15 protein-coding genes are annotated in these 22,860 nt (G+C 45.2%); 10 read left to right on the top strand and 5 right to left on the bottom strand.

Features of this window, described 5'->3' with window-relative positions; all coding sequences use genetic code 11:
* Positions 1-36 precede the first annotated feature (36 nt).
* Both IEY13_RS25430 and IEY13_RS25425 read right to left on the bottom strand, forming a co-directional pair.
* Positions 37-1,410: an outer membrane beta-barrel protein gene (locus IEY13_RS25430; protein ID WP_188957691.1), complete on the bottom strand. Its 1,374-nt coding sequence runs from the start codon at positions 1,408-1,410 to the stop codon at positions 37-39.
* A 21-nt stretch (positions 1,411-1,431) separates the two neighbouring features.
* A complete protein-coding gene (locus tag IEY13_RS25425) occupies positions 1,432-2,016 on the bottom strand; it encodes an RNA polymerase sigma factor (protein ID WP_188957689.1) in 585 nt (194 codons plus the stop codon).
* 145 nt (positions 2,017-2,161) lie between these two features.
* Here IEY13_RS25425 and IEY13_RS25420 point away from each other — a divergent pair, with 145 nt between their 5' ends.
* The 6 genes from IEY13_RS25420 (at position 2,162) to IEY13_RS25395 (ending at position 15,812) form a co-directional block, all read left to right on the top strand.
* The gene (locus IEY13_RS25420) at positions 2,162-4,561 is read left to right on the top strand and encodes a TonB-dependent receptor (RefSeq protein WP_188957687.1); all 2,400 of its coding nucleotides are present in this window, start codon (positions 2,162-2,164) and stop codon (positions 4,559-4,561) included.
* 193 nt (positions 4,562-4,754) lie between these two features.
* On the top strand, positions 4,755-6,719 hold the full coding sequence (locus IEY13_RS25415) for a glycoside hydrolase family 97 protein (protein WP_229688016.1): 1,965 nt from the start codon (positions 4,755-4,757) through the stop codon (positions 6,717-6,719).
* A 24-nt stretch (positions 6,720-6,743) separates the two neighbouring features.
* Positions 6,744-9,161 carry a glycoside hydrolase family 127 protein gene (locus IEY13_RS25410; RefSeq protein WP_229688015.1) on the top strand — a complete coding sequence of 806 codons (2,418 nt, stop codon included), beginning with the start codon at positions 6,744-6,746 and terminating at the stop codon, positions 9,159-9,161.
* An 8-nt stretch (positions 9,162-9,169) separates the two neighbouring features.
* On the top strand, positions 9,170-11,731 hold the full coding sequence (locus IEY13_RS25405) for an alpha-L-arabinofuranosidase family protein (protein WP_188957685.1): 2,562 nt from the start codon (positions 9,170-9,172) through the stop codon (positions 11,729-11,731).
* A 37-nt stretch (positions 11,732-11,768) separates the two neighbouring features.
* A complete protein-coding gene (locus IEY13_RS25400; protein ID WP_188957683.1) occupies positions 11,769-14,057 on the top strand; it encodes a S9 family peptidase in 2,289 nt (762 codons plus the stop codon).
* A gap of 69 nt (positions 14,058-14,126) precedes the next feature.
* The gene (locus IEY13_RS25395; protein ID WP_229688014.1) at positions 14,127-15,812 is read left to right on the top strand and encodes a DUF885 family protein; all 1,686 of its coding nucleotides are present in this window, start codon (positions 14,127-14,129) and stop codon (positions 15,810-15,812) included.
* Positions 15,813-16,007: 195 nt separating this feature from the next.
* Here IEY13_RS25395 and IEY13_RS25390 read toward each other — a convergent pair whose 3' ends face one another.
* The 3 genes from IEY13_RS25390 to IEY13_RS25380 form a co-directional block, all read right to left on the bottom strand.
* Positions 16,008-16,475, bottom strand: a complete 468-nt coding sequence (locus IEY13_RS25390) for a DUF983 domain-containing protein (RefSeq protein WP_188957679.1) — start codon at positions 16,473-16,475, stop codon at positions 16,008-16,010.
* 48 nt (positions 16,476-16,523) lie between these two features.
* Positions 16,524-17,810, bottom strand: a complete 1,287-nt coding sequence (locus IEY13_RS25385; protein WP_188957677.1) for a UDP-N-acetylmuramoyl-tripeptide--D-alanyl-D-alanine ligase — start codon at positions 17,808-17,810, stop codon at positions 16,524-16,526.
* A 100-nt stretch (positions 17,811-17,910) separates the two neighbouring features.
* The gene (locus IEY13_RS25380; protein ID WP_188957675.1) at positions 17,911-19,452 is read right to left on the bottom strand and encodes an SUMF1/EgtB/PvdO family nonheme iron enzyme; all 1,542 of its coding nucleotides are present in this window, start codon (positions 19,450-19,452) and stop codon (positions 17,911-17,913) included.
* Positions 19,453-19,773: 321 nt separating this feature from the next.
* Between IEY13_RS25380 and porV the strand changes: the two genes are divergently transcribed.
* From porV to lolB1, 4 genes are all read left to right on the top strand, one after another.
* Positions 19,774-20,916 carry a type IX secretion system outer membrane channel protein PorV gene (porV, locus tag IEY13_RS25375; RefSeq protein WP_188957668.1) on the top strand — a complete coding sequence of 381 codons (1,143 nt, stop codon included), beginning with the start codon at positions 19,774-19,776 and terminating at the stop codon, positions 20,914-20,916.
* 80 nt (positions 20,917-20,996) lie between these two features.
* Complete coding sequence (gene ispF / locus IEY13_RS25370; RefSeq protein WP_188957666.1) at positions 20,997-21,476, top strand: 2-C-methyl-D-erythritol 2,4-cyclodiphosphate synthase; 480 nt, start codon at positions 20,997-20,999, stop codon at positions 21,474-21,476.
* A 42-nt stretch (positions 21,477-21,518) separates the two neighbouring features.
* On the top strand, positions 21,519-21,962 hold the full coding sequence (gene dut / locus IEY13_RS25365; protein WP_262891993.1) for a dUTP diphosphatase: 444 nt from the start codon (positions 21,519-21,521) through the stop codon (positions 21,960-21,962).
* Between the two features lie 10 nt (positions 21,963-21,972).
* A complete protein-coding gene (lolB1, locus tag IEY13_RS25360; protein WP_188957665.1) occupies positions 21,973-22,794 on the top strand; it encodes a lipoprotein insertase outer membrane protein LolB1 in 822 nt (273 codons plus the stop codon).
* Positions 22,795-22,860 lie beyond the last annotated feature (66 nt).

The following is a 22,860-nucleotide window of genomic DNA, read 5'->3' as shown; positions in this document are numbered from 1 at the left end:
GACAAAGTTACAATAAGTAGGGGCAGCTTTTACGGGCTATTTGATAGGGGTGGTGAATCCTATTTTTATACCATAGTCCAGCAGGAATTCGCGGATAGGATATTCCTTTTTGAAGGTAGAGAACTGCTGATACCGGAATTGCGGCCCGATTTGCCATTCCATCTCTCCTGTACGGTAGCTGATATAGGTTTCAAAACTGGTATTTATATTCCATGTTCTCATGAGAGAAGAACCGTCCACATAATTTTTAAAATCAGTACTAACAAGAAATACTTTTTTAGAGAGCGCCAGTGTTGGCTGAAAAGAAGCGCTTACGTGCCAGGAAAACCTGTTGTGGTGCCAGCCTTTCCAGCTTATACTAAGAGGTATGCTTATTTCCTGATAGTTGTTATGGAGCGTAACGGGGTAATAACCTTTCAGGTTGCGGTAAGGGGAAAATAACCTGAGGGTGTCATGGCCATTCAGGGCTACATTTACACGCTCATAGGAATGAGCGGAGGATGCCGCGATGCTATACTGCCGTTTGTTGTATTGCAGTCCTGCTTTAACAGTAAATTGTTTATTCAACTGATAACCTATACTGAAGCCCAATTCCCAACCGCGGGAAGGCGAATGTTGTACTACATGATTAACATCATCTGTATAACCGGGCGCTAAAGGTGCATTTCCGGGTGTAAGCGGAGGAGACTGCGAGCTTTTGCCTGATACCAACCTTCTGTAGGTGGCTGAAGGAGCAAAATACATCTGGAAGCTCCACCGGTTTGCCTTTTCAGGTACGTAAATGAAAGGAATACTATAATCTTCCTGCTGCGTTGGCGTGCCTGTTTGTACCATTGCCTGCTCTGGTTGCGCTACCGGAACTTCTATCTTAACCAGACTATCTACATAGCTGTTTCCTGTAATAATTACTCTTTCCAGTTGGGGGGATGGTATGGCTTCCGGAGGGGTTACCAGTGCCAGCATATTGTGAGGACGATTGGCGGATAATGTTACAACAGGCTGAGAGATATTGGAAGAGCTATCTTTTACCTGTATAACGCTGTCATCCAGCTTATATAATCTAAGCCGCTCGGTAGCATAAGCAATGGTTTTTTCGGTAATAGCTCCTGTTGCCATACTTTCTTCCAGAGAGGGGATATCTGCTTTTTTTTCCTGTTCCGGCAGAGGGAGAGCGGTTGATAAAAGGCGACTACGGTAAACAAAGTGTTCTTCTGGTTTTACAAGCAGGGTGCCTACCACCAAAGCTGCAATTATGAATAATAGTATAAAAGGGAGGGCCGGCCAGCGAACAGGTTCATGTAACTGCTCCTGGATATTCCGCCATATATGATCGGAGGGGTAAATCCGGTGCTGATTTACCTGGTTTTCCAGGTACTGCTCCATTTCATCTTTGTTCAATGGGTCACGCATGTGCCAGACGCATAGTATTCATTAAGAAGTGCCTAAATTAGGCTGTAACGCTGCTTCCCCGGCAGGCTTTTCGATAATTTTTTTCCTTACAAGCAAATCTTCCAGCATTACTCTTGCACGGGTATACTGACTACGGCTGGTACTTTCACCAATTTCCAGCATATCTGCAATTTCTTTATGCGTGTAGCCTTCTATAGCGTAGAGATTCAGTACTGTTTTGTATCCCACAGGCAGCATTCTGATGCATTCCACTACCTGTTTTACCTGCAGCATGGCTGAGATAGATTCTTCCCGCACATGTACCTGGTGCTCTGCATGAGTCAGTTCTACATGATCCGTAAATTTTTTCTCTTTTTTGAGCTGGTTGATACAGGTGTGAACAATGATGCGTCGTATCCATCCTTCAAAGGAACCACGGTTTTCAAAACCGCCTATCTGGGTAAACACTTTTATAAACCCTTCCTGAAGCATGTCTTCCGCGTCCTGCCGGCCGTGAGCAAACCGGTAGCAGACAGAAAGCATTCTTGGGCTATAACGGTTATACAACTCCCTTTGGGAAAGGGGATTGTTTTGTAAACAACCTGATATAAGGGCCTCCTCATTCATGATCGTAAAGGTTCTGCTTTAAAATTAAGATATTTTTAATATCAACTACTTCAATTAGGGGGATTTCCCTGGAGAATTATTTTTTTGTAACTGCGTTGTAAAAATGAAAACTGTTTTACATTTGCAACACTGTAACAAAATAGACATGAAAAGAATCATTTATCTTCTGGGGCTTTGGATAACGTGTTGCACCGGATTGCTGGCACAGCCGGGCGGTAAGCTGAAAGCAGGAACCGGCACATTAACAGGAAAGATTACCGATGGTGCCAGCGGAATGCCATTGCCGGGCGCTACCATTTTTTTTCACGAACTAAAAATGGGAGTTATTTCCGCGAATGATGGAACTTATACAAGTGCCAGGGTAAAAGCCGGGAAATATCTGGTGGAAGTTTCTTATCAGGGGTACGGTTCTGTTACCGAAACTATTTTGATAGACGAAGCTGTTACACATAATTTTTCTTTAAAGGAAGCTATTGTAGAGCAGGAGGGGGTGATAGTAACAGGTGTAACCTCGGCTACCCGTGTAAAGCTGTCTCCACAACCTGTTGTTATTATAAAAAGGGATGATCTTGTAAAAACAACTTCTACCAACCTGATAGATGCATTAAGTAAAACAGTGCCTGGCGTGGCGGCTATTGGAACGGGACCTGCTATCAGTAAACCTGTTATAAGAGGCCTGGGTTATAACCGGGTAGTAGTGGTAAATGATGGAATGCGGCAGGAAGGTCAGCAGTGGGGAGACGAGCATGGTATTGAAGTAGACGACTACAGCGTGCAACGTGTGGAAGTACTAAAAGGGCCTGCTTCTTTAATGTACGGCAGTGATGCGATGGGAGGTGTTGTGAACATTCAGTCTTACACACCGGCTCCTGAGGGTACTATGGGAGTGAATATACTGAGCGAGTACCAGACTAATAACAGGCTACGTGGTGTATATGCTAATGTGAACGGTACTAAGAATGGTATTGACTGGAACGCTTATGGCAGTTATAAGGGAGCGCAGGACTACCAGAATAAATACGATGGCCGTGTATTTAACTCTAAGTTTTACAACAGAAACTTTGGTGGGTTGCTGGGCTACACCGGCAGATGGGGGTACAGCAGATTAAGTGCCTCTAATGTAGACCAGCATATAGGTATGGTAGAAGGGGAACGTGATGATGCCACAGGTGCCTTTTTAAAAGATGAGGATGGTGCGCAAACAATAGCTACGGAAGATGATTTTAAAAAGATTAAGCCGTTGGTTCCCTTTCAGCGTATTCAGCATTTTAAAACCGTATGGGATAACAGTATCCGGCTGGGCGCAGAGCGCCTGGATGCAACCGTGGCCTATCAGCATAACCAGCGCAGGGAATTTGGAGATGATGTGGATATTCCGGAAGCCTGGTTTGACCTGAAAACAGTGAATTATGCCGTGCGACTGCAACTGGCAGAGCGTAACCGCTGGAAGACCAGTGCAGGTATAACCGGTATGTATCAAACGAATAAAAACAAAGCAGAGGAAAGGCTGATTCCTGATTATAATTTGTTTGATATCGGAGGTTTTGTGTTTACACAGTATACCCATGATAAAATGACTGTAAGTGGCGGACTGCGTTTTGATAACCGTCACATTAATAGCCTTACCACCTACGATGAAACTGATATAAAGTTTGGGCCGTTTACCAGGAACTTTTCCAACCTGTCGGGGAGTGTGGGATTAAGTTATGCAGCTTCGCAGCAAACCACTTTTAAATTTAACCTTTCCCGTGGTTTCAGAGCGCCTAATATGGCGGAACTCGCCAGCAATGGCGCACATGAAGGCACGAACCGTTATGAGGTGGGCAACAATAACCTGAAATCAGAAACCAGTTTGCAGGTAGATGGCGGTGTTGAATTGAATACCGAGCACGTAACTGTTAACGCTTCGCTGTTTTACAATAACATAAAAAATTTTATATTCTATGAGAAAATGCAGAACGCGGAGGGGACGGATTCTGTAATTGCTGATCCGGGAGGAGAGTTAATGGTGTTTGAGTTTAATCAGCATACCGCAAACCTGTATGGTGGGGAAATGAATATAGATATACACCCGCATCCGTTGGACTGGCTGCATTTTGAAAACACACTTTCATACACCCGTGCCCAATTTACCAGAGAAATAGGAGGTACGAAAAATGTACCTTTTATACCCGCAGGACGCCTTGTTTCAGAGCTGAAGGGCAATTTTCTGCCCAAGGGAAAGTGCTTGAGAAATCTGTATCTGAGTGTGGAAAGCGACTACAACTTCGCGCAGAACAACGCTTTTACTGCGTTTAATACAGAAACTGCTACGGGTAGTTACTGGTTACTGAATGCAGGCATTGGCGCTGAAATTGCCAGCCATGGCAAGCGATTGTTCTCCATTAGTGTAAACGGATTTAATCTGACTGATATTGCTTATCAGAATCACCTTAACCGGTTGAAATACACAGCTGTTAACCTGGCAACAGGCAGGCAGGGCGTGTTCAATATGGGACGTAATTTCGGCGTTAAAATAAATGTACCGCTGAGTTTTAAGATATAAACCATGGATTGTTAATAAAGAAAGAGGCTGCCGGTTGGCAGCCTCTTTGCGTTTCGTCAAACAAGGCATAGGAGCCGCGTTGTTAACGGTTTTGTAAAGCTGTGATGGCCGGAGGAGGCTGGTTAATATAGGGTGAAAACAATGTAAAATCTGAGAAGGTAAATGTGTATGTTACAGGTAATTTTAACCTGTTATGAGAAGTCTACTGAAAGTATACATGCTGTTTATTGCGATTGCCTTTGCCTTGCCAGTGTGGGCGGCAGATTACCGGATAAGCTCGCCCGATCAGTTGATTACGGTTACAGTCAGCAATACTACAACGCTTACTTGGAGTGTAACTTATAAGAATGAGTTGCTGCTCTCGCCCTCTTCTATTTCCCTCACATTTGCTGATGGCAAAAAGTGCGGCATTAACGCCAGGGTAAGAAAGGAAGAAAGACATTCTGTATCCCGTACGCTGGAGGCAGAAGTGCCGGTGAAGGCCCGGTTAATTTCTGATAACTATAATGAACTGAAGCTACAGTTTGATGCCAAGTATGCGGTGGTGTTTCGCGTATATAACAACGGTGTTGCTTATCGTTTTGAAACTGCTTTTGGCGGGGGACTAGTTCAGATAACGGGCGAGCAGTCCGATTTTAATTTCGCTGCCAATAACCGTGTACTCTGGTCGGATGAAAAAGACAAAGAATATCAGTCGCATTTCGAATCACTATATACAGATACCTTGCTGGCCGATTGTCCTGTATCCGCTCATGCGGCGTTGCCGTTATACGTGCAGTCTGCCGGGGGGACTACGATGCTTATCAGTGAATCGGATTTGTATGATTATCCTAACCTGTTTTTATATGGCAGCGGAAGCAACAAACTTACTGCCGGCTTTCCCCAGGTAATTGCTGAACAGGTGAGGGCTTCGGACAGAAGATACCGTATTACCCGGCTGGCACCCTATATTGCTGAAACGAAAGCCACCCGCAGCTATCCCTGGCGATACCTGGCTATTGCACCAGATGATAAAGCTTTACTGGAAAACAACCTTACGTGGCAGTTGGCTTCGCCGAATGTAATCAAAGATCCTTCGTGGATTAAACCGGGGAAGGTTGCCTGGGATTGGTGGAATGCCAACAATATTTACGATGTACCTTTTTCGTCCGGCATTAATACAGCCACTTATAAATATTATGTGGACTTCGCATCTGCTTATGGGCTGGAGTATATTATACTGGATGAAGGCTGGTCGCGTACCACAACAGATGTTTTACATCCCAATCCGGAGTTGGATTTAAAAGAACTGGTGCAGTATGCATATGCTAAAAAGGTGGGGGTAATATTATGGACCTTATGGAATCCGCTGGATTCTGCACTGAACAGCACACTGGATAGCTTTGCAGCATGGGGGGTGAAAGGGATTAAGGTGGACTTTATGGCAAGGGCTGACCAGTATATGGTAAACTATTACGAGCGCGTGGCTGCTGCGGCTGCAGAAAGAAAACTGCTGGTTGATCTGCATGGTGCATATAAGCCGGTGGGACTTAACCGGAAATATCCTAACGTACTTTCTTATGAAGGGGTACGTGGACTGGAGAACCACAAATGGAGTGCAGATATTAGTCCCGCGCATAATGTTACGCTTCCTTTTACACGCATGGTGGCAGGCCCCATGGATTATACGCCGGGGGCGATGCTGAACACTACTAAAAAGAATTTTCATATTTCTTTTACGGAGCCCGTGAGTCAGGGAACCCGTGCGCATCAGGCAGCTATGTATGTGCTGTATGAAAGCCCTTTACAGATGCTGGCAGACAATCCTTCCAATTATCTGAGAGATAGTAACTGTACCAGGTTTATTGCCAGAATGCCGGTGGTGTGGGATACTACCATTGCACTGGAAGGGAAGGCAGGTGAGTATGTGGCTGTAGCGCGCAGGCATGGCAAAGATTGGTATATAGGGGCTATGACTAACTGGAGTGGCCGTACTTTAACACTGCCTTTACTGTTTCTGGGAAATGGCAGGTATAACATGCAGGCGTTAGAAGACGGAGTGAATGCAGAGAAGCATGCTGCTGACTATCGTATCATAAACAAGTCTGTATCCAGAGAAGATACAATTACTATTCAATTAAGCAGTGGCGGCGGATGGGCTGCTATTATTACTCAATAAACATCACTAAATAAGATGATAGCTATGATGTTTTCTTCAATATATAGCCGTGGAGCTGTAATGGCTGGCATGTTTTTGCTGGCTGGCCGCCTTCCGGCACAGACAAAGGCTGATTATCCTATTCAGCCGGTAGCGTTTACTCAGGTAAAGCTTAATGATATATTCTGGGAGCCTAAGATACGGGTGAACGCAGAAGTGTCTATTCCGTATACGCTGGCACAGTGTAAGAAAACGGGGCGTATAGATAACTTTTTAAAGGCTGCCGGAAAGCTGCCGGGCGATAATTATACAGAATTTACTTTTGATGATACTGATCTCTACAAAGTAATAGAAGGTGCTTCTTACAGTTTGCAGGTGAAGCCCGATCCTAAGTTGGCCCTGTATCTGGATTCTCTGATTGCTATTATTGGTGCTGCCCAGGAAAAAGATGGGTATTTGTATACATTCCGCACCATGAAGCCTGCCAAACCGCACGACTGGATAGGTAGCAAACGGTGGGAGAAGGAAGAAGATCTAAGTCATGAGTTGTATAATTCAGGGCACTTGTTTGAGTCTGCTGTGGCGCACTATCAGGCTACCGGTAAAAAAACGTTGCTGAATATTGCCATTAAAAATGCTGATCTGCTGGTAAAGACCTTTGGGTACGGCAGAGAGGAAAAGTTTCCAGGGCATCAGATTGTGGAAACCGGGCTTACCAAGATGTATCGCGTAACAGGTAAAAAAGAATATCTGGATCTGGCGAAGTTTTTTCTGGATGTGCGTGGTCCGGGCAGGGCTAATAGTCAGCAATACAATCAGGCCGATAAAAAAGTGGTAGACCAGCATGAAGCGGTAGGCCATGCGGTTAGAGCAGCTTATATGTATACTGCTATGGCAGATGTTGCGGCGTTGACAGGCAATGAAGAATATCTGCATGCTATTGATGATATATGGCATGATGTGGTATACAGAAAATTATATATCACTGGTGGAATCGGAGCCACGGGAGCAGGTGAAGCATTTGGTGATGCGTACGACCTGCCCAATATGTCTGCTTATGCAGAAACCTGCGCTGCCATTGCGAATGTATACTGGAACAACCGGATGTTTTTGCTGCATGGCGATTCTAAATATATAGACGTACTGGAGCGTACCTTATACAATGGCTTGCTTTCAGGAGTATCCCTGAGTGGCGACCGTTTCTTTTATCCCAATCCACTGGCTTCGTTGGGCCAGCATCAGCGTAGTGCCTGGTTTGGCTGTGCGTGTTGTATTTCTAACATGACACGCTTTCTGCCTTCTATGCCGGGTTATATCTATGCACAAAAAGAAAATCACTTATACGTGAATCTTTTTGTGGGAGATACTGCAGAAGTGCAATTGCCGGCAGGGAAGGTAAAGCTGGTGCAACAAACCAATTATCCCTGGGAGGGCAGCGATGTTATTACCATGCTGTCTCAGACCAAAGCACCTTTTGCGCTTCATGTGCGGGTACCGGGCTGGACGAATAATGAACCGGTGCCGGGCGATCTGTACGCTTTTGATGGAGGCGTTGCTAAACCTGTAAAGATTTCATTGAATGGGCAGTCCGTTAACTATAAGATGGAGAAAGGGTATGCAGTAATTGAGCGTGCGTGGAAAAAAGGTGATAAACTGGAAGTTTTATTTCCTATGGAGGTTCAACGTATAGTAGCACAGGAAAAAGTGAAAGCAGATCTGAATCGTTTTGCTTTATCCCGTGGTCCGGTTATTTATTGTCTGGAGGGGCCTGATAACAAAGACTCCGCTGTGCAGAATATTGTGGTGGATAAAAGTACAGCGGTGCAGGTTGCTTATAAACCTGAGTTACTGAAAGGTGTTACGGTGCTGGAAATGCAGGGTTCATCTACCAAACGGCAGTTGAACAGCGATGAATTGCTGAAGGTTTCGCAGTCTGTTGTAGCTATACCTTACTATGCCTGGGCTAATCGCGGGCCGGGTGAGATGGAGGTGTGGATTCCTTATAATGAAGCAGCTGCACGGCCAAAGCCGGCACCTACTGTTGCTTCGCGCAGTAAGGTAACTGCTTCGGTAAATAATCCTCGTATGTTCCGTGCATTAAATGATCAGTATACACCACAGGATTCAAGAGATGCGAGTGCTTCTTATCTGCATTGGTGGCCTAAAAAGGCTACTACGGAATGGGTACAATATGATTTTGACAGCAGCCATACCATTTCTTCCTCACAGGTATATTGGTTTGATGATGGCCCGTGGGGCGGTTGCCGTGTACCGGTATCTTACACGATATATTATAAATCGGGAGATGCCTGGCTGCCGGTAGAAAATACCAGTCCTTATACTATCAGTAAAGATGGATATAACTCAGTACAGTTTAAACCGGTAGCAACTACTGCACTTAAGCTGGAACTGAAACTGCCTGATGATAATGCAGCAGGCATTCATGAATGGATTGTTAAATAACTGCTGATATGAAACGAACTGCTTTATTCTTACTGGGTAACCTCTGCGGTTGTGTGGCTGCATTGTCACAGCTGTCGGCATCGGTGGCCATTCACACTAACAAAGAGGCAAACAAAATATCGCCCGCCCTTCATGGTATTTTCTTTGAAGAAATAAGCCATGCAGGAGAGGGCGGACTTTACGGGGAATTGATTCAGAACCGTGGATTTGAAGAGAATAGAATTCCTGCCGGAACAGTATTGAAAGATGGGTTTCTGGTTCCTTATCCGGAAAAGCCCCATTTTATGCTGGAGCCCGGGAAGACAGACTGGAAACTGGAGTGGCCTTTAAAAACTGACTGGCCGGCATGGTCTGCTGCAGGTACAGGAGGAAACAATATAACGCTATCGCTTACCCGGCAACAGCCACTGAACCTGGCCACACCTAATTCTATGTGTGTAACTATTGATGGGTACAATGCTGCCGGAAAAGCGCAGTTAATAAACGAAGGGTTCTGGGGGATAGGTGTTAAGAAAGGAGAGGTGTATCATCTTTCTTTTTATGCACACACGGATGCTGTTTTTCAGGGTCAGTTACAGGTTTCGCTTCAGTCTGCTGCAGGAAGTGAGCTGGCCGGCTACAGGTTTACAGGTGTAAAAGGCAGTAAATGGAAGAAGTATACCTGCGATTTGCTGTCAACTGCTGATGATCCGAAAGCACGTTTTGTAATCAATTTTGAGAGTGCCGGTAAGGTGTGGCTCGACTTTGTGTCTCTTTTCCCGGAACATACTTTTAAAAGCAGACCCAACGGTTTGCGCAAAGACATAGCAGAGATGATTGTGGGCATGAAGCCTTCTTTTGTAAGATGGCCGGGTGGGTGTTATGTGGAGGGCATAACCATTGAAAGTGCACCGGACTGGAAAAAAACAATAGGCCCGGTAGAGCAACGTCCGGGAACATTCAGTCCCTGGGGGTACTGGAGCAGTGATGGTCTGGGCTATCATGAGTATCTGCAGTTTTGTGAAGATATTCATGCAGATGCGTTGTATGTGTTTAACGTGGGGGTTTCCTGTGAATACAGAAGTGGAACCTATGTGCCGGAAAGTGAGATGCAACCTTATATACAGAATGCGCTGGACGCTATTGAATATGCCATTGGTCCGGTGTCGTCTTCGTGGGGCAAGGTGCGGGCCCGCAATGGTCATCCGGAACCCTTTCCACTGAAGTATGTAGAAGTGGGGAATGAGCAACATGGACCTAAGTATGCCCGCCGGTATAATCAATTTTATGATGCTATCCGAAAGAAGTATCCTGATATTGTCATTATCGCCAGTATGGGTATTGGTGATGTAAACAGGCATACACTGGATAGTATGCAACATGTGCAGGTGGCAGATGAACATGCGTATAAAGATGTAAACTGGATTTTCCGCAATACAGATCACTTTGACCGCTACAAGCGTGGCAACTGGGATATGTATGTTGGAGAGTATGCTACCAATGCCGGAGTAGGTGCAGGTAATATGCGGGCTGCTTTAAGTGATGCGATGTATATAATGACTATGGAACGGAATGCAGATCTGGTAAAGATGAGCAGTTATGCACCTCTGCTGGTAAATGAGAACGATGTGGACTGGCCGGTAAACCTGATTCATTACAATGCCGGGCAGTCGTTTGCGCGCATCTCTTATTATATTATTAACCTGCTGGCAGAGAACAGGGCGGATGTGAATGTACCTGTTACGCTGTCGTTAAACAGAGAAGCGGATAAGCGTATGCAATTCAGTGGAGGCATTGGGTTAGGAACCTGGGATACCGATACAGAATATAAAGACATTGAGGTTACCCAGAGTGGGAAGGTGATATATGCCAGCAATTTTACAGGCAACCGCAGCGAATGGAAACCTGTAAGAGGAACCTGGGTGTACACTGATAGCGGGGCTATTCGCCAGACGGCGGAAGGAGCCCAGCAACTGGCTGTTTTGCCCAACAAACAGCTGGATAATTATACGCTTACTTTAAAGGCGCGCCGGATGGGCGGAGTAAACGCCTTTATTATTCCTTTTGCTGTAAAAGATTCGAATACTTATCTACGTGCGCATATTGGCTCATGGATGAACAGCCATAGTGTATTTGAAAGCGTATCTAATGGCTATGATGTGGCTGGTTTAACCAATCAGTTTCGTCTGGATAAACCACTGGAAAACGGCAGATGGTATGATGTAAAACTGGAGGTGGGGCAGGCAGAAGTGAAGTGTTACCTGGATGGAAAACTAATTATGAGCTATCGTGAACCGGATAAGTTATTTGCTATTGCGGGAAAAGATACTGCGCGCGGGGAACTGGTGGTGAAAATAGTAAATGCTTACGAGCAACCGGCAAGCGTGCAGTTTGTATGGGATGCCGGCTTTAATGCCGGTACGGAAGTGTGGATGAGTGAGATAGCGGGTAATCATCCCGGTGAAGAGAATTCCTTTGAGCAACCTAAGGCTGTTGTACCCGTAACAGGCCAGATTACCTGGCAGCAGCTGCAACAACCTTGGCAGTGCAAGCCCTTGTCTGTAACTGTATTAAGACTTAAAAAGAAGTAAGCATGTAACCGAGCATTGCTGTGTTAATCAAACTTTCATGAAGATATTTTATCCGTTTTTAACTGCTACATGCCTGCTGGTTACCCATGCAAATGCCCAGCAGGCATTGCCGCTTTATACGCCTGGTCATGAAGAAATGATGCTGCGTTATAAAAAGGCTGCTATACTGGACAGCGTATCCCGCAATACTGTATTTAAAAGTTCAGTCAATCCCAACTGGCAGCATAAGGAAGCCTTCTGGTATTGTAATGTGTTAAAAGATAGTGTGCGGGAGTATGTATACGTGGATGCGGGTAAGGCAGTTAAGCGACCCGCTTTTGATGCAGATAAGATGGCAGCCGGTTTGCAGGCGGCAACCGGAAAAACTTTTGATGCCAGCCGTCTGAAGATCAGCCGTATGGATTATAGTACAGATGGTAAACAGCTTTCCTTTGAGCTGGATAAGCAGTATTTTGTTTGTACGCTCCCTGCCTACATCTGCCGGAAAGCAGATACATTATCATTCCGTAGTGCCGGAAGAACCGGTTTTCAGCGTAAATCCAGCCGATGGGAGAGTTTTGAAACTGCGTCTCAATCGCCCGATGGTAGCTGGGAGGCAGTTATTAAGGAAGGGAATGTGCTTATCCGTAATAAAGCTACCGGAGCAGAACAGCAGTATACTACGGATGGTACTCAGGAAAAGCCTTATGGCAGTATAGCCTGGGCTTCTGATAGCCGCTATCTGGTATGTTATCATATTGCACCGGCTGTGGATACGGCTGTTTATTATGTACTTACTTCGGTGGCTGGCACCAAAAGAGGGCAGCTACGTTCGCAGCCTTATAAACAACCAGGCGATCCGTTTACTACCTACGAAATGTTTGTGTGCAGTGTAGGTGAAAAGGCTGCCAGAAAAATCAATACTCCTGTGATTGACTTTTTTGAAGCACCGGCATTACATTGGCGTAAGAACGATTCACGTTATTTCCTGTTTGAACGTATAGCGAGAGGGCATCAGCAGTTTACTGTGACAGAAGTGGATATACAAACAGGAAATACCCGAAATGTACTGGAAGAGAAAACAAACACGTTTATTTACGAAAGTCGTTTGTTTACCAGCTATCTGGCCCAGTCTGATGAAATGATTATGACCTCAGAACGTGATGGCTGGCAGCATCTGTACCTTATTAATACGCTTACCGGCAGCAATAAGCAAATCACCAAAGGCGAATGGGTAGTACGTTCTGTAGACAGTGTAGATGCTGTAAAAAGGGAAATCTGGTTTAGTGCCAGCGGCAGAAACAAAGGCGAAGATCCTTATAATGTACACTATTACCGGATTGCTTTTGACGGTACCAAACTGATGGATCTTACACCTGCTCCGGGTAATCATACCGTATTATTCTCTCCGGGCAAGGCTTACTTTCTGGATACGTATTCACAAATTAATGTACCGGCAGTTACGGAGTTGCATGCTACAGGATCGGGCAAAACCGTGCTGGCGCTGGAACAGGCTGATATATCTTTGTTTTTGTCTAAGGGCGTACGATTACCCGAACCTTTTCATGCCAAAGGGCGTGATGGTGTTACAGATATTTATGGTATTCTTTGCCGCCCGGCAGACTTTGACTCATCCAAAGCTTATCCTTTAATTGAATATATCTATGCGGGTCCTCAGGATGCGTTTGTACCCAAGTCTTTCCTGTCGTCTTTAAGTGAGATGCAGAGTCTGGCAGCGCTCGGTTTTATGGTAGTGCAGATAGATGGAATGGGTACGGCCAACCGCTCTAAAGCTTTTCACGATGTGTGCTGGAAAAATCTGGCAGATGGAGGCTTTCCTGATCGTATTTTATGGATGAAGGCATTGGCCGGAAAATATTCTTATATTGATACTACGAGGGTAGGAGTATATGGAACTTCGGCAGGTGGGCAAAATGCACTGGGTGCTTTATTGTTTCATCCCGAGTTTTATAAAGCAGCAGTAGCTGCCTGTGGGTGCCATGATAACCGGGTAGATAAGCAATGGTGGAATGAACAGTGGATGGGGTATCCTGTGGGTAAGCATTATGAAGAGCAATCAAATGTAACCAATGCTTACCGTTTACAGGGAGAATTGATGCTGGTGGTAGGAGAAGCGGATACCAATGTGCCGCCGGAATCAACCTACCGGGTAGCTGATGCACTGATTAAAGCAGGTAAAACATTTGAGTTTCTGCCAGTGCCGGGACTCGGTCACAGCGATGGCGGACCTTATGGCAAAATAAGGAAGCGGGACTTTTTTGTGCAGCATTTGCTGAATACCCTGCCACCTAAACGTAATCAGAACGAACTGAAGCAAACCCATTAAACGGTTTGTTCACCATAACCAATGCTTATGAACCTGAAAAAACTCTCTTTACTATTTATATCTTTTTGTATGTCTACTAGTGCTGTAGTACACGCACAGGCAACCGATACCGATCTGTATCTGCAGACAAGCGAGGTAAATAACCTGATGGTGCAGTATCAGGCTGACAGAGGCAGTCTGGAACGTTTTTATCATATACGTTATTCTCCGGAACGTCGTAACCGTTTTCAGGAACTGGTGCAGGTATATCTGCATCGTTTACAACAGTTGCCTTTTGATAAATTGAATACCGGCACCCGGGTGGATTATCTTTTATTTCAACGAGATATACAAGAGCAGTTGTTCAAGCTGGAAGAAGAGGCTTCTTTATACGCTGCTGTCCGGCAATGGTTTCCCTACGCGGATAAAATATATGCTACAGAAAAGCTAAGAAGACGTGGTGCTATTCCTGATGCAGCAAAGCTGGCAGGAGAGTGGGATGGAATAGCCAAAGAAATCATTCAGCAGCAGACTTTACTGAGGGAGAAAGGGCCTGCCACACCTCAGCAATGTATGGCAGCTATTGGCGTGCTTACCGGTTTTAAGGAAGCGGTAAAAAGTATTTTTGAGTTTTACAATGGCTATGATCCACTGTTTACCTGGTGGATGCCTAAGCCCTATGAAAGATTACAGGAACTTTTCAGTGATGAAATTCAGCTGCTGCAGACCCGTAAGAGTGAGGTATCTGCTCAGCAGCGCGATTCCAGCGGCATTGTTGGGAACCCTATAGGACGTGAAGCCTTGTTACATAAGCTGAAGGTGGAAATGATACCTTACACGCCTGAAGAATTAATTGAAATTGCCAATAAAGAGTTTGCCTGGTGTGATAAGGAGATGCTGAAGGCTGCTGCTGAAATGGGTTTTGGTAAGGACTGGCACACAGCTATGGAAAAGGTGAAGAATAGTTATGTATCACCCGCCAGTCAGCCAGTAGCTATGCTGAAGCTGTACAATGAATCTGTGGAGTTTATCAAATCTCACAATCTTATTACACTTCCGCCGCTGGCAGAGGAAACCTGGCGTATGAGTATGATGTCGCCTGAGCGGCAGCTGGTAAATCCCTTCTTTCTGGGTGGAGAGGAGTTTATAATCTCTTATCCTACCAATACGATGAGCCATGCCGATAAGCTGATGAGTATGCGTGGTAATAACCCGCATTTTTCCAGAGCTACTGTACATCATGAACTGCTGGCTGGGCACGCCTTACAGGAGTTTATGACAAACAGGTATAAATCGTACCGTCATTTTGAAACGCCATTCTGGATAGAAGGATGGGCTTTATACTGGGAGCGGTTGTTGTGGGATCTGAAGTTTCCTCAGTCTCCGGAGGACCGCATAGGTATGCTGTTCTGGCGTATGCACCGTTGCGCCAGAATTATCTTTTCTATTAACTATCATACCGGTCGTTGGACGCCACAGCAGTGTATTGATTTTCTGGTAGAACGTGTGGGCCATGAGCGTGCGAATGCGGAAGGGGAAGTGCGTCGTTCTTTTGTAGGTGGCTACGATCCGCTGTATCAGATTGCCTATATGATAGGTGGTTTACAGTTTGAGGCACTGAAGAAAGAACTGGTGGATGGTGGTAAAATGACATACAAACAGTATCACGATGCTGTGATAAAAGAGAATATGATGCCCGTAGAAATGGTGAGGGCTATTCTTACGCATCAGCAATTACCTAAAGATTTTAACACCAGCTGGCGGTTTTACCAATAGCATACTGGTTGGTTGGCGCTTCTGTAAAGCAAGCCGTTGTGAGAGTGGCTTAAACCGGTAGCCTTTTTCGTCAGGAGCTAATGAAAAGAGTCAGTATCACAGGCCTGATACTGACTCTTTTATATTTTTTGATATGCTGGAATACACTATTATTTAAGGGGGGAGAAAACTGCTTTCTTCCGAGTCAGCTAATGGTTACCAGTTTCCCATTTGTTCGGGCACAATACGTTCGGGCTTTATCGCTTCTTTCTGGTCCCAATCCGGGTCGTATTTTACAAACCAGCTGAGCCATAAAGTACGGCTCAAACGCATTAGTAAAGGCTGTAGCACCACCAGTAACACACTGTTTACACCCAGGTACCAGAACAAACTGTTATCGTAAATGGATATACCCAGTAATACCCACCAGGCTACAAATACCGCTACAGAAACGGCCACTCCCAGGGCATAGCTTACATAGCTGGTGCCGTAATAAAAACCTACTTCTAATTCGGTAGGCTGGCCGCATTCGGGGCAGTCTGTGTGCATTTTGATATACTTACTTCCTTTGAGGGTATAGGCATTGTCTGAAATAAACAATTTGCCCTTACGGCAGCGCGGACATCTGTTGTTGAATACGCTCCAGAAATAGAAAGGCTTACGATGTGTGTGCGGGCGCTGCATAGATCCGATAGTTAAAAACTGAACAATGCTGCAAAGGTACCATTAATTCTATAATTGCTCCGCAAGTACCCGCTCCATTCCCGTGCTGCGTGAACCTTTCACCAGTATATGTGTATGTTCAAAATGCTGCTGTTGCAACCATTCGCGGGCCTGTAAGGCATCTTCCAGATACAGATAAGGTGAGGTTACATTTTTAAAGTCTCCACCTACCAACACTACCTGCTTCCAGGAATATTGTTGCAGCAGGTTTGCCAGTGCCTGATGCTCCTGCTGGCTTTCAGGGCCCAGTTCCATCATAGCACCAAGCAGTAACACTTTTGACGGCGCTTGTAAGGCTGCAAAGTTCTGAATGGCTGCCCGCATGCTGGAAGGGTTGGCGTTATAGGCATCGAGTATAATTGAGTTGGTGCCCTTTTCTACCAGCTGGGAGCGGCTGTTGCCAGGTTTATAGTTTTCTATCGCCTGTTTAATGGCATCGTCGGGTACACCAAAATATTTGCCGATGGTAATGGCGCAAAGTACGTTTGGTAAGTTATAATCTCCTACCAGTTGGGTTTGAAGAGAGGCAAAAGAAGCTCCCTGGTGAATCGCTACCTGTAAAAAAGGTTCACTGGCCAGCACGGAACCGGTGATATTCCCTTTTTCTGTGCCATACCATACAATCTCCTGGATGCCCTGGCTCATTTTATGCAGGTAATCGTAGTCGTCAAATGCAAAAGCGGTACCATCGTTTGCACGGAGAAAATCAAATAACTCTCCTTTGCCCTTTTTAACGCCCTCTACGCCCCCGAAGCCTTCTAAATGGGCTTTCCCCGCATTGGTTATTATACCGTGTGTAGGGCGTGTATAAGCACAGTATCCTTCAATTTCTTTCTGGTGGTTCGCTCCCATTTCCACTACAGCCATTTGTGCATTTGCGGGTACGCGTAACAGTGTAAGTGGAATGCCTATATGATTGTTGAGGTTGCCCTGCGTGGTAGAGGTGGTAAAATGCGCGTTCAGTACTGCATGCACCAGTTCCTTGGTGGTGGTTTTGCCGTTGCTACCGGTAATAGCTATAAAAGGGATGTTGAACTGACTGCGGTGGTAGCCTGCCAGTTGTTGTAACGTGGATAATACATCATTTATCAGTATCAGCCTGTTGTTAGGCATAGCCGGTGCTTCATCAATAATGGCGTAAGCGGCGCCTGCTTCCAGCGCCTGCAGGGCAAACTGGTTGCCGTTAAAGCTGGGGCCTTTGAGGGCAAAGAACAAATCTCCTGCCTGTAATTTCCGGGTATCTGTTTGTACTGACGGATGTTTTTTGAAAAGAGAATATAATGCTGCTATGTCCACGCTGAGTAAATTTTAAAGCAAGTTAACTAACAGATGCACAGAAACAAAAAAGCCACCCTGCAACGAATGCGGATGGCTCTTTTTTGTATTTACCTTTTCCTTATCTTTTCTGTCTTCTGGTAGGGAAGAAGTTACCATTCTTGAACTTGCTCTGCGGACCTTCAGGAGAACCATAGTGCGTCATTGCACAACGGAAACCTACAGTGCTGCTGCTCTGATCTTCTTCCAGGAAGCGGCGTGCTCCAGGGCTTAACCAATAAGGCATATCGTTCCAGCTACCACCTTTAATTACTCTTGATTTATCGCTGATCAGTGTAGTTACACCGTAGCCATAAGAAGAGGCGCTTAAAGAGTCACCATCCAGGTAGTTTACTGCGTAGTATTTCTGATAGTTACGACGCATGCGGAGTGCTGAGTCACTTTCAGGGATGTATTTAATTCTACCCATGCTGTCGCGCAGGTTACCCTCGCCGCCGGATACATCTACCTTTTTAAATTCGTTACCACGGAATGGGCTCACATCATCTTCATCCACACCGGTAGTTGGTCTGTAAACGTCAGCTACCCATTCGTTTACGTTACCAGACATGTTATATAAGCCAAAGCCGTTGGGGAAGAAAGCTGTTACTGCAGAAGGATAGGCAGAACGGTCATTCAAACCACCGGGAGTACCCATGTAGTCACCATTACCACGCTTAAAGTTAGCCAGGAAGGCACCCTGCCAGTTGCCCTTACGGGTAGCACGCAGGTTATCATAACCATCGTTTTTCCAGCTATACATCTGTTTGTTGCTGATCAATTCCTCACCACGTTGCTTTTCGCTTTTACGTTGTTGCGGGTTTTCAGTAATCAAACCTAGTGCTGCATATTCCCATTCTGCTTCTGTAGGCAGGCGGTAATCAGGTAATAAAATACCGTCTTCAAATTTTACAGTGTTACGTGGACGACCTTGTGCATCTTTCAGCGGATTCTTTTTAGGTCTGCCGGGTACACCCTGGTACTCACCCATCAGGTAAGACTTGGTGTTGAAGTTTTCCTGACCACCACCATTTAATTCCTGCTTCAGTACGTTCTGGCTCTGATAACCTTTGTCAATCAGTTCCTTTTCGTTTACACGGTCAGTACGCCAGATACAAAAGTCATACGCCTGTTTCCAGGTAACGCCTACTACAGGATAGTAGTTGTAAGAAGGGTGACGGAAATAATATTCAACCAGCGGTTCGTTATAGCTCAGCTCACTACGCCATACCAGGGTATCAGGTTTTGCACCTTTAACCACCACTTCGTACTGAGGGTCCTGAAACACGTTTTCCAGCCAGTAGAGGTATTCACGGTAGTGAACGTTTGCCACTTCCGTTTTATCCATGAAAAATGAGTTAATGGTAATACGACGGGGTACGTTGTTCCAATCTCCCATTACATCTTCCTGAGTCGCTCCCATGGTGAAAGTACCACCCTGAACAAATACAAGGCCCGGACCGGTTTTGATGTCTTTGGGTTTGGCTACGTAAAAACCTGAGGATTTCTTGCCATCGTTGTATGCCCAGCCGGTAACGTCCGACTTGGCTTGTTTGGGTTTACAGGCAGCAAAACTGCCAAGGGTTGCGATCAGCAACGTACAATTCCTGAGTCTTTGTTGCATTTATACACCAGTTTTAGCTGATTATTTAACGTTTGGTTTTTCAAAAATATTGCAAGTAATCGAAGAGAATTGCGAATATAAACGTTTTCGCTTCAAATATAGGGGAGAAGGGGCTAATTAAAAAATAGATGGAAAACTTCCCAGGTTACCTTAATTTTAACATATTTGCAGGGCAACGCAAAAAGCCATAAAGGCCCTAACCAGTAAATCCGACATTATTTGAGTCAACTTCTACGCTAAAAAACAACAGGCTAACAAAAATCACCCGTATCAGAAACTGATATAGGCGTGCCTGATTTAACCATCACCAAAAAACTCTAAATGAAACTGATTGCTTTCAGGGCGACTGCATTATTTGCTGCAATAATGCTGTCAGGAAACACCAAAAAGGCCTATGCACAAAACGGAAACATAAATGTTGTAACCAGTGCTGTTCCTTTTTTACGAATTTCACCCGATGCCAGAGCTGGCGGTATGGGCGATGTAGGCATTGCCACTACACCCGATGCTAATTCCTCTTTCTGGAACCAGGCTAAGGTACCTTTTGCCACCCAAAAAACAGCACTGGGGCTTACCTACACCCCGTGGCTGAGCGATATAACCAATGATGTGTACCTGGCCACACTGGCTGGTTATCATCAACTGGATAATGAATCAGCGCTTACCGGATCGTTGCGTTATTTTAATATGGGTAATATTCAGTTTACTAATATGGACAACCAGCCACTGGGGGCCTCTACCCCCCGCGAGTTGGCCTTTGATCTGGGGTATGCCCGTAAACTAAGCAGTAAATTATCGCTGGGTGTTCAGCTGAGATATATTAATTCCAAACTGGTTACAGGGCCGGTTGGTAATGTAAACTACAAGCCAGGAAATGCTTTTGCTGCTGATCTGTCTGTTTATGGCAACCATCTGGATGATGCAGGCCAGGGCTTTACCTGGGGGGTAGTACTTTCTAACCTGGGTACCCGTATCAGTTATACCAATAATGCATCGCAGAGAGATTATATACCCGCTAATATGGGAATAGGTGGTGCTTATACTTTTGTATTGGATGAGGATTCCAAATTAACCTTTGGGGCAGACATTAATAAATTGCTGGTACCGGCTTTGCCTGCTGAGCCTACTGCTGATGACAGAGATGACTATTATAACAGAAACGTGTTTGAAAGCTGGTTTAAATCGTTTGGTGGCAATAATGGCGGTTTTAAAACCCTTCAGCTGTCCGGCGGTGCTGAGTTTTCTTATGTGAACCAGTTTTTTGCCAGAGCAGGTTATTTCTACGAAGACAAATCTCAGGGAGGTCGTAAGTATATTACCATGGGCGCAGGTGTGCGTTATTCTTTTATCGGTGCCAACTTCTCTTACCTTATCCCTTCCGGTTCCGGAGTAACACGTAATCCATTGTCGAACACGGTTCGCTTTGGCATTACTTTCGACCTTTCCGGAGGTGGTAAAGGCTAAGCCATTTATATAATATTTATAGCAGCCAAAAGTAAAGGGTGGGTTTTGCCCTTTACTTTTGGCTTTTTAATTTTCTGAATATGACCATAAGAATAGGATCAGGTGTAGATTTTCACCAACTGGCAGAAGGACGTGAATTGTGGCTGGGTGGTATATTGGTACCTCACAGTAAAGGAGCGGTAGGACATAGTGATGCCGATGTATTGTTACATGCTATTTGCGATGCTATGCTGGGGGCGGCCTGCCTGGGCGATATTGGTGTACATTTTCCGGATACCTCTATGGAGTTTAAAGGTATTGATAGTAAAATTCTGCTGCAACGTACCAGTAAGCTGATTAAGGACGAAGGGTATGAGGTGGTGAATATAGACAGTACCCTTTGTCTGCAGGCACCTAAAATAAAACCGTTTGTACCGCAGATGCAGGAAGCTATTGCTGGTATATTGGGTATTACGGTTAAAGATGTATCTATTAAAGCTACTACTACAGAGCAACTGGGTTTTGTGGGCCGGGAAGAAGGCGTAGTAGCTTATGCCAGCGTATTACTACGTGGTGTTTAATGCGGTATTTAATATTACCACAAGTTGCTTAGTTTTGCCACCGTGGAAAAAATAAGTGTCAAAATCATCAACCAATCGGGGTTCTCTCTCCCCGCTTATGCAACAACAGGTTCGGCCGGAATGGACATTCGTGCCTGTATCTCCGAACCTGTTACCCTGCAGCCGCTGGAGCGGTATCTGGTACCAACCGGCCTGTTTATAGCGTTGCCAGACGGGTTTGAAGCTCAGATAAGACCCCGCAGTGGTCTGGCTATCAAACAGGGCCTTACCTGCCTCAATTCCCCTGGCACGATTGATGCGGATTACAGGGGCGAGATTAAGGTGATTCTGATTAATCTTTCCAATGAGGCCCAGACTATTCAGTCTGGCGACCGCATAGCCCAGATGGTAATTCAACAGGTATCTCAGATTAACTGGGAAGTGGTTACCGATCTGGAAACTACGGAAAGAGGAAGCGGCGGCTTTGGCCATACCGGCAAAATTTAAAAAACAATTCATGAAGTCTGTTTTATATACACTCGGCGCCTGTTTACTACTGGCGGCCGCCTGTAAGCCTGCAAAAAAAGTGCAGCGCATAGAGAATGCTATTTCTAAAAAAGACACCGTTACTAAAGTGGTGGTGAAGAAAGAAGATGTGGTAGATTCGCTGTCGCTGGTAAGAACGGAAGTAAAAAAGCTGCAAACTAATAAAATACCCTTCAACACCTTCACTGCCAAAATAAAGGTAGAGTATGAAGATAAGAATGGAGGGGATGGAGCCACTGCCAATATTCAGATGCAGAAAGACAGTGCTATCTGGGTATCGTTAACCGGCCCGCTGAACATTGAAGGTTTCCGTTTACTGGTAACCAAAGACAGTGTGCGGTTGATGAACAAGATTAAGAAAACAGTGCAGATGAGAAGTATCGAATATCTGCAGGAGCTTACCCAGATCCCCTTTGATTTTTATACACTTCAGGATGTTATTATAGGTAACCCTGTGTTTATCGATGGCAAAATGGTTTCTTACAAAAATGCCAGCAATGGGTTGCAGGTACTGTTAATAGGCAAACTGTTCAAACACCTGATTACAATTAACGTTGATGAAAGCAAGGTGCTGCATAGCAAGCTGGATGATGTGGATTCGGTAAGAAACCGTACCTGTGATATCTCCTTTGACAAGTATGAGAATAACACAGGCGTTAACTTCTCCACCTACCGCAGAATATCGGTAGCGGAGCATTCCAAGCTGGATGTAACACTGGACTTTAAAAAGTATGCTTTCGATCAGCCGGTGAGTTTCCCGTTTAATATTCCTAAAAACTTTAAGAAGAAGTAATTTTATTAACCAGTCAACGTTTACTTTGTAGCAGGTAGACTAGAACCCATTATAAAACCGGATTTG

This window comes from Filimonas zeae (genome assembly GCF_014641615.1).
Lineage (GTDB): Bacteria > Bacteroidota > Bacteroidia > Chitinophagales > Chitinophagaceae > Filimonas > Filimonas zeae.
This window is presented reverse-complemented; position numbering and strand designations above follow the sequence as displayed.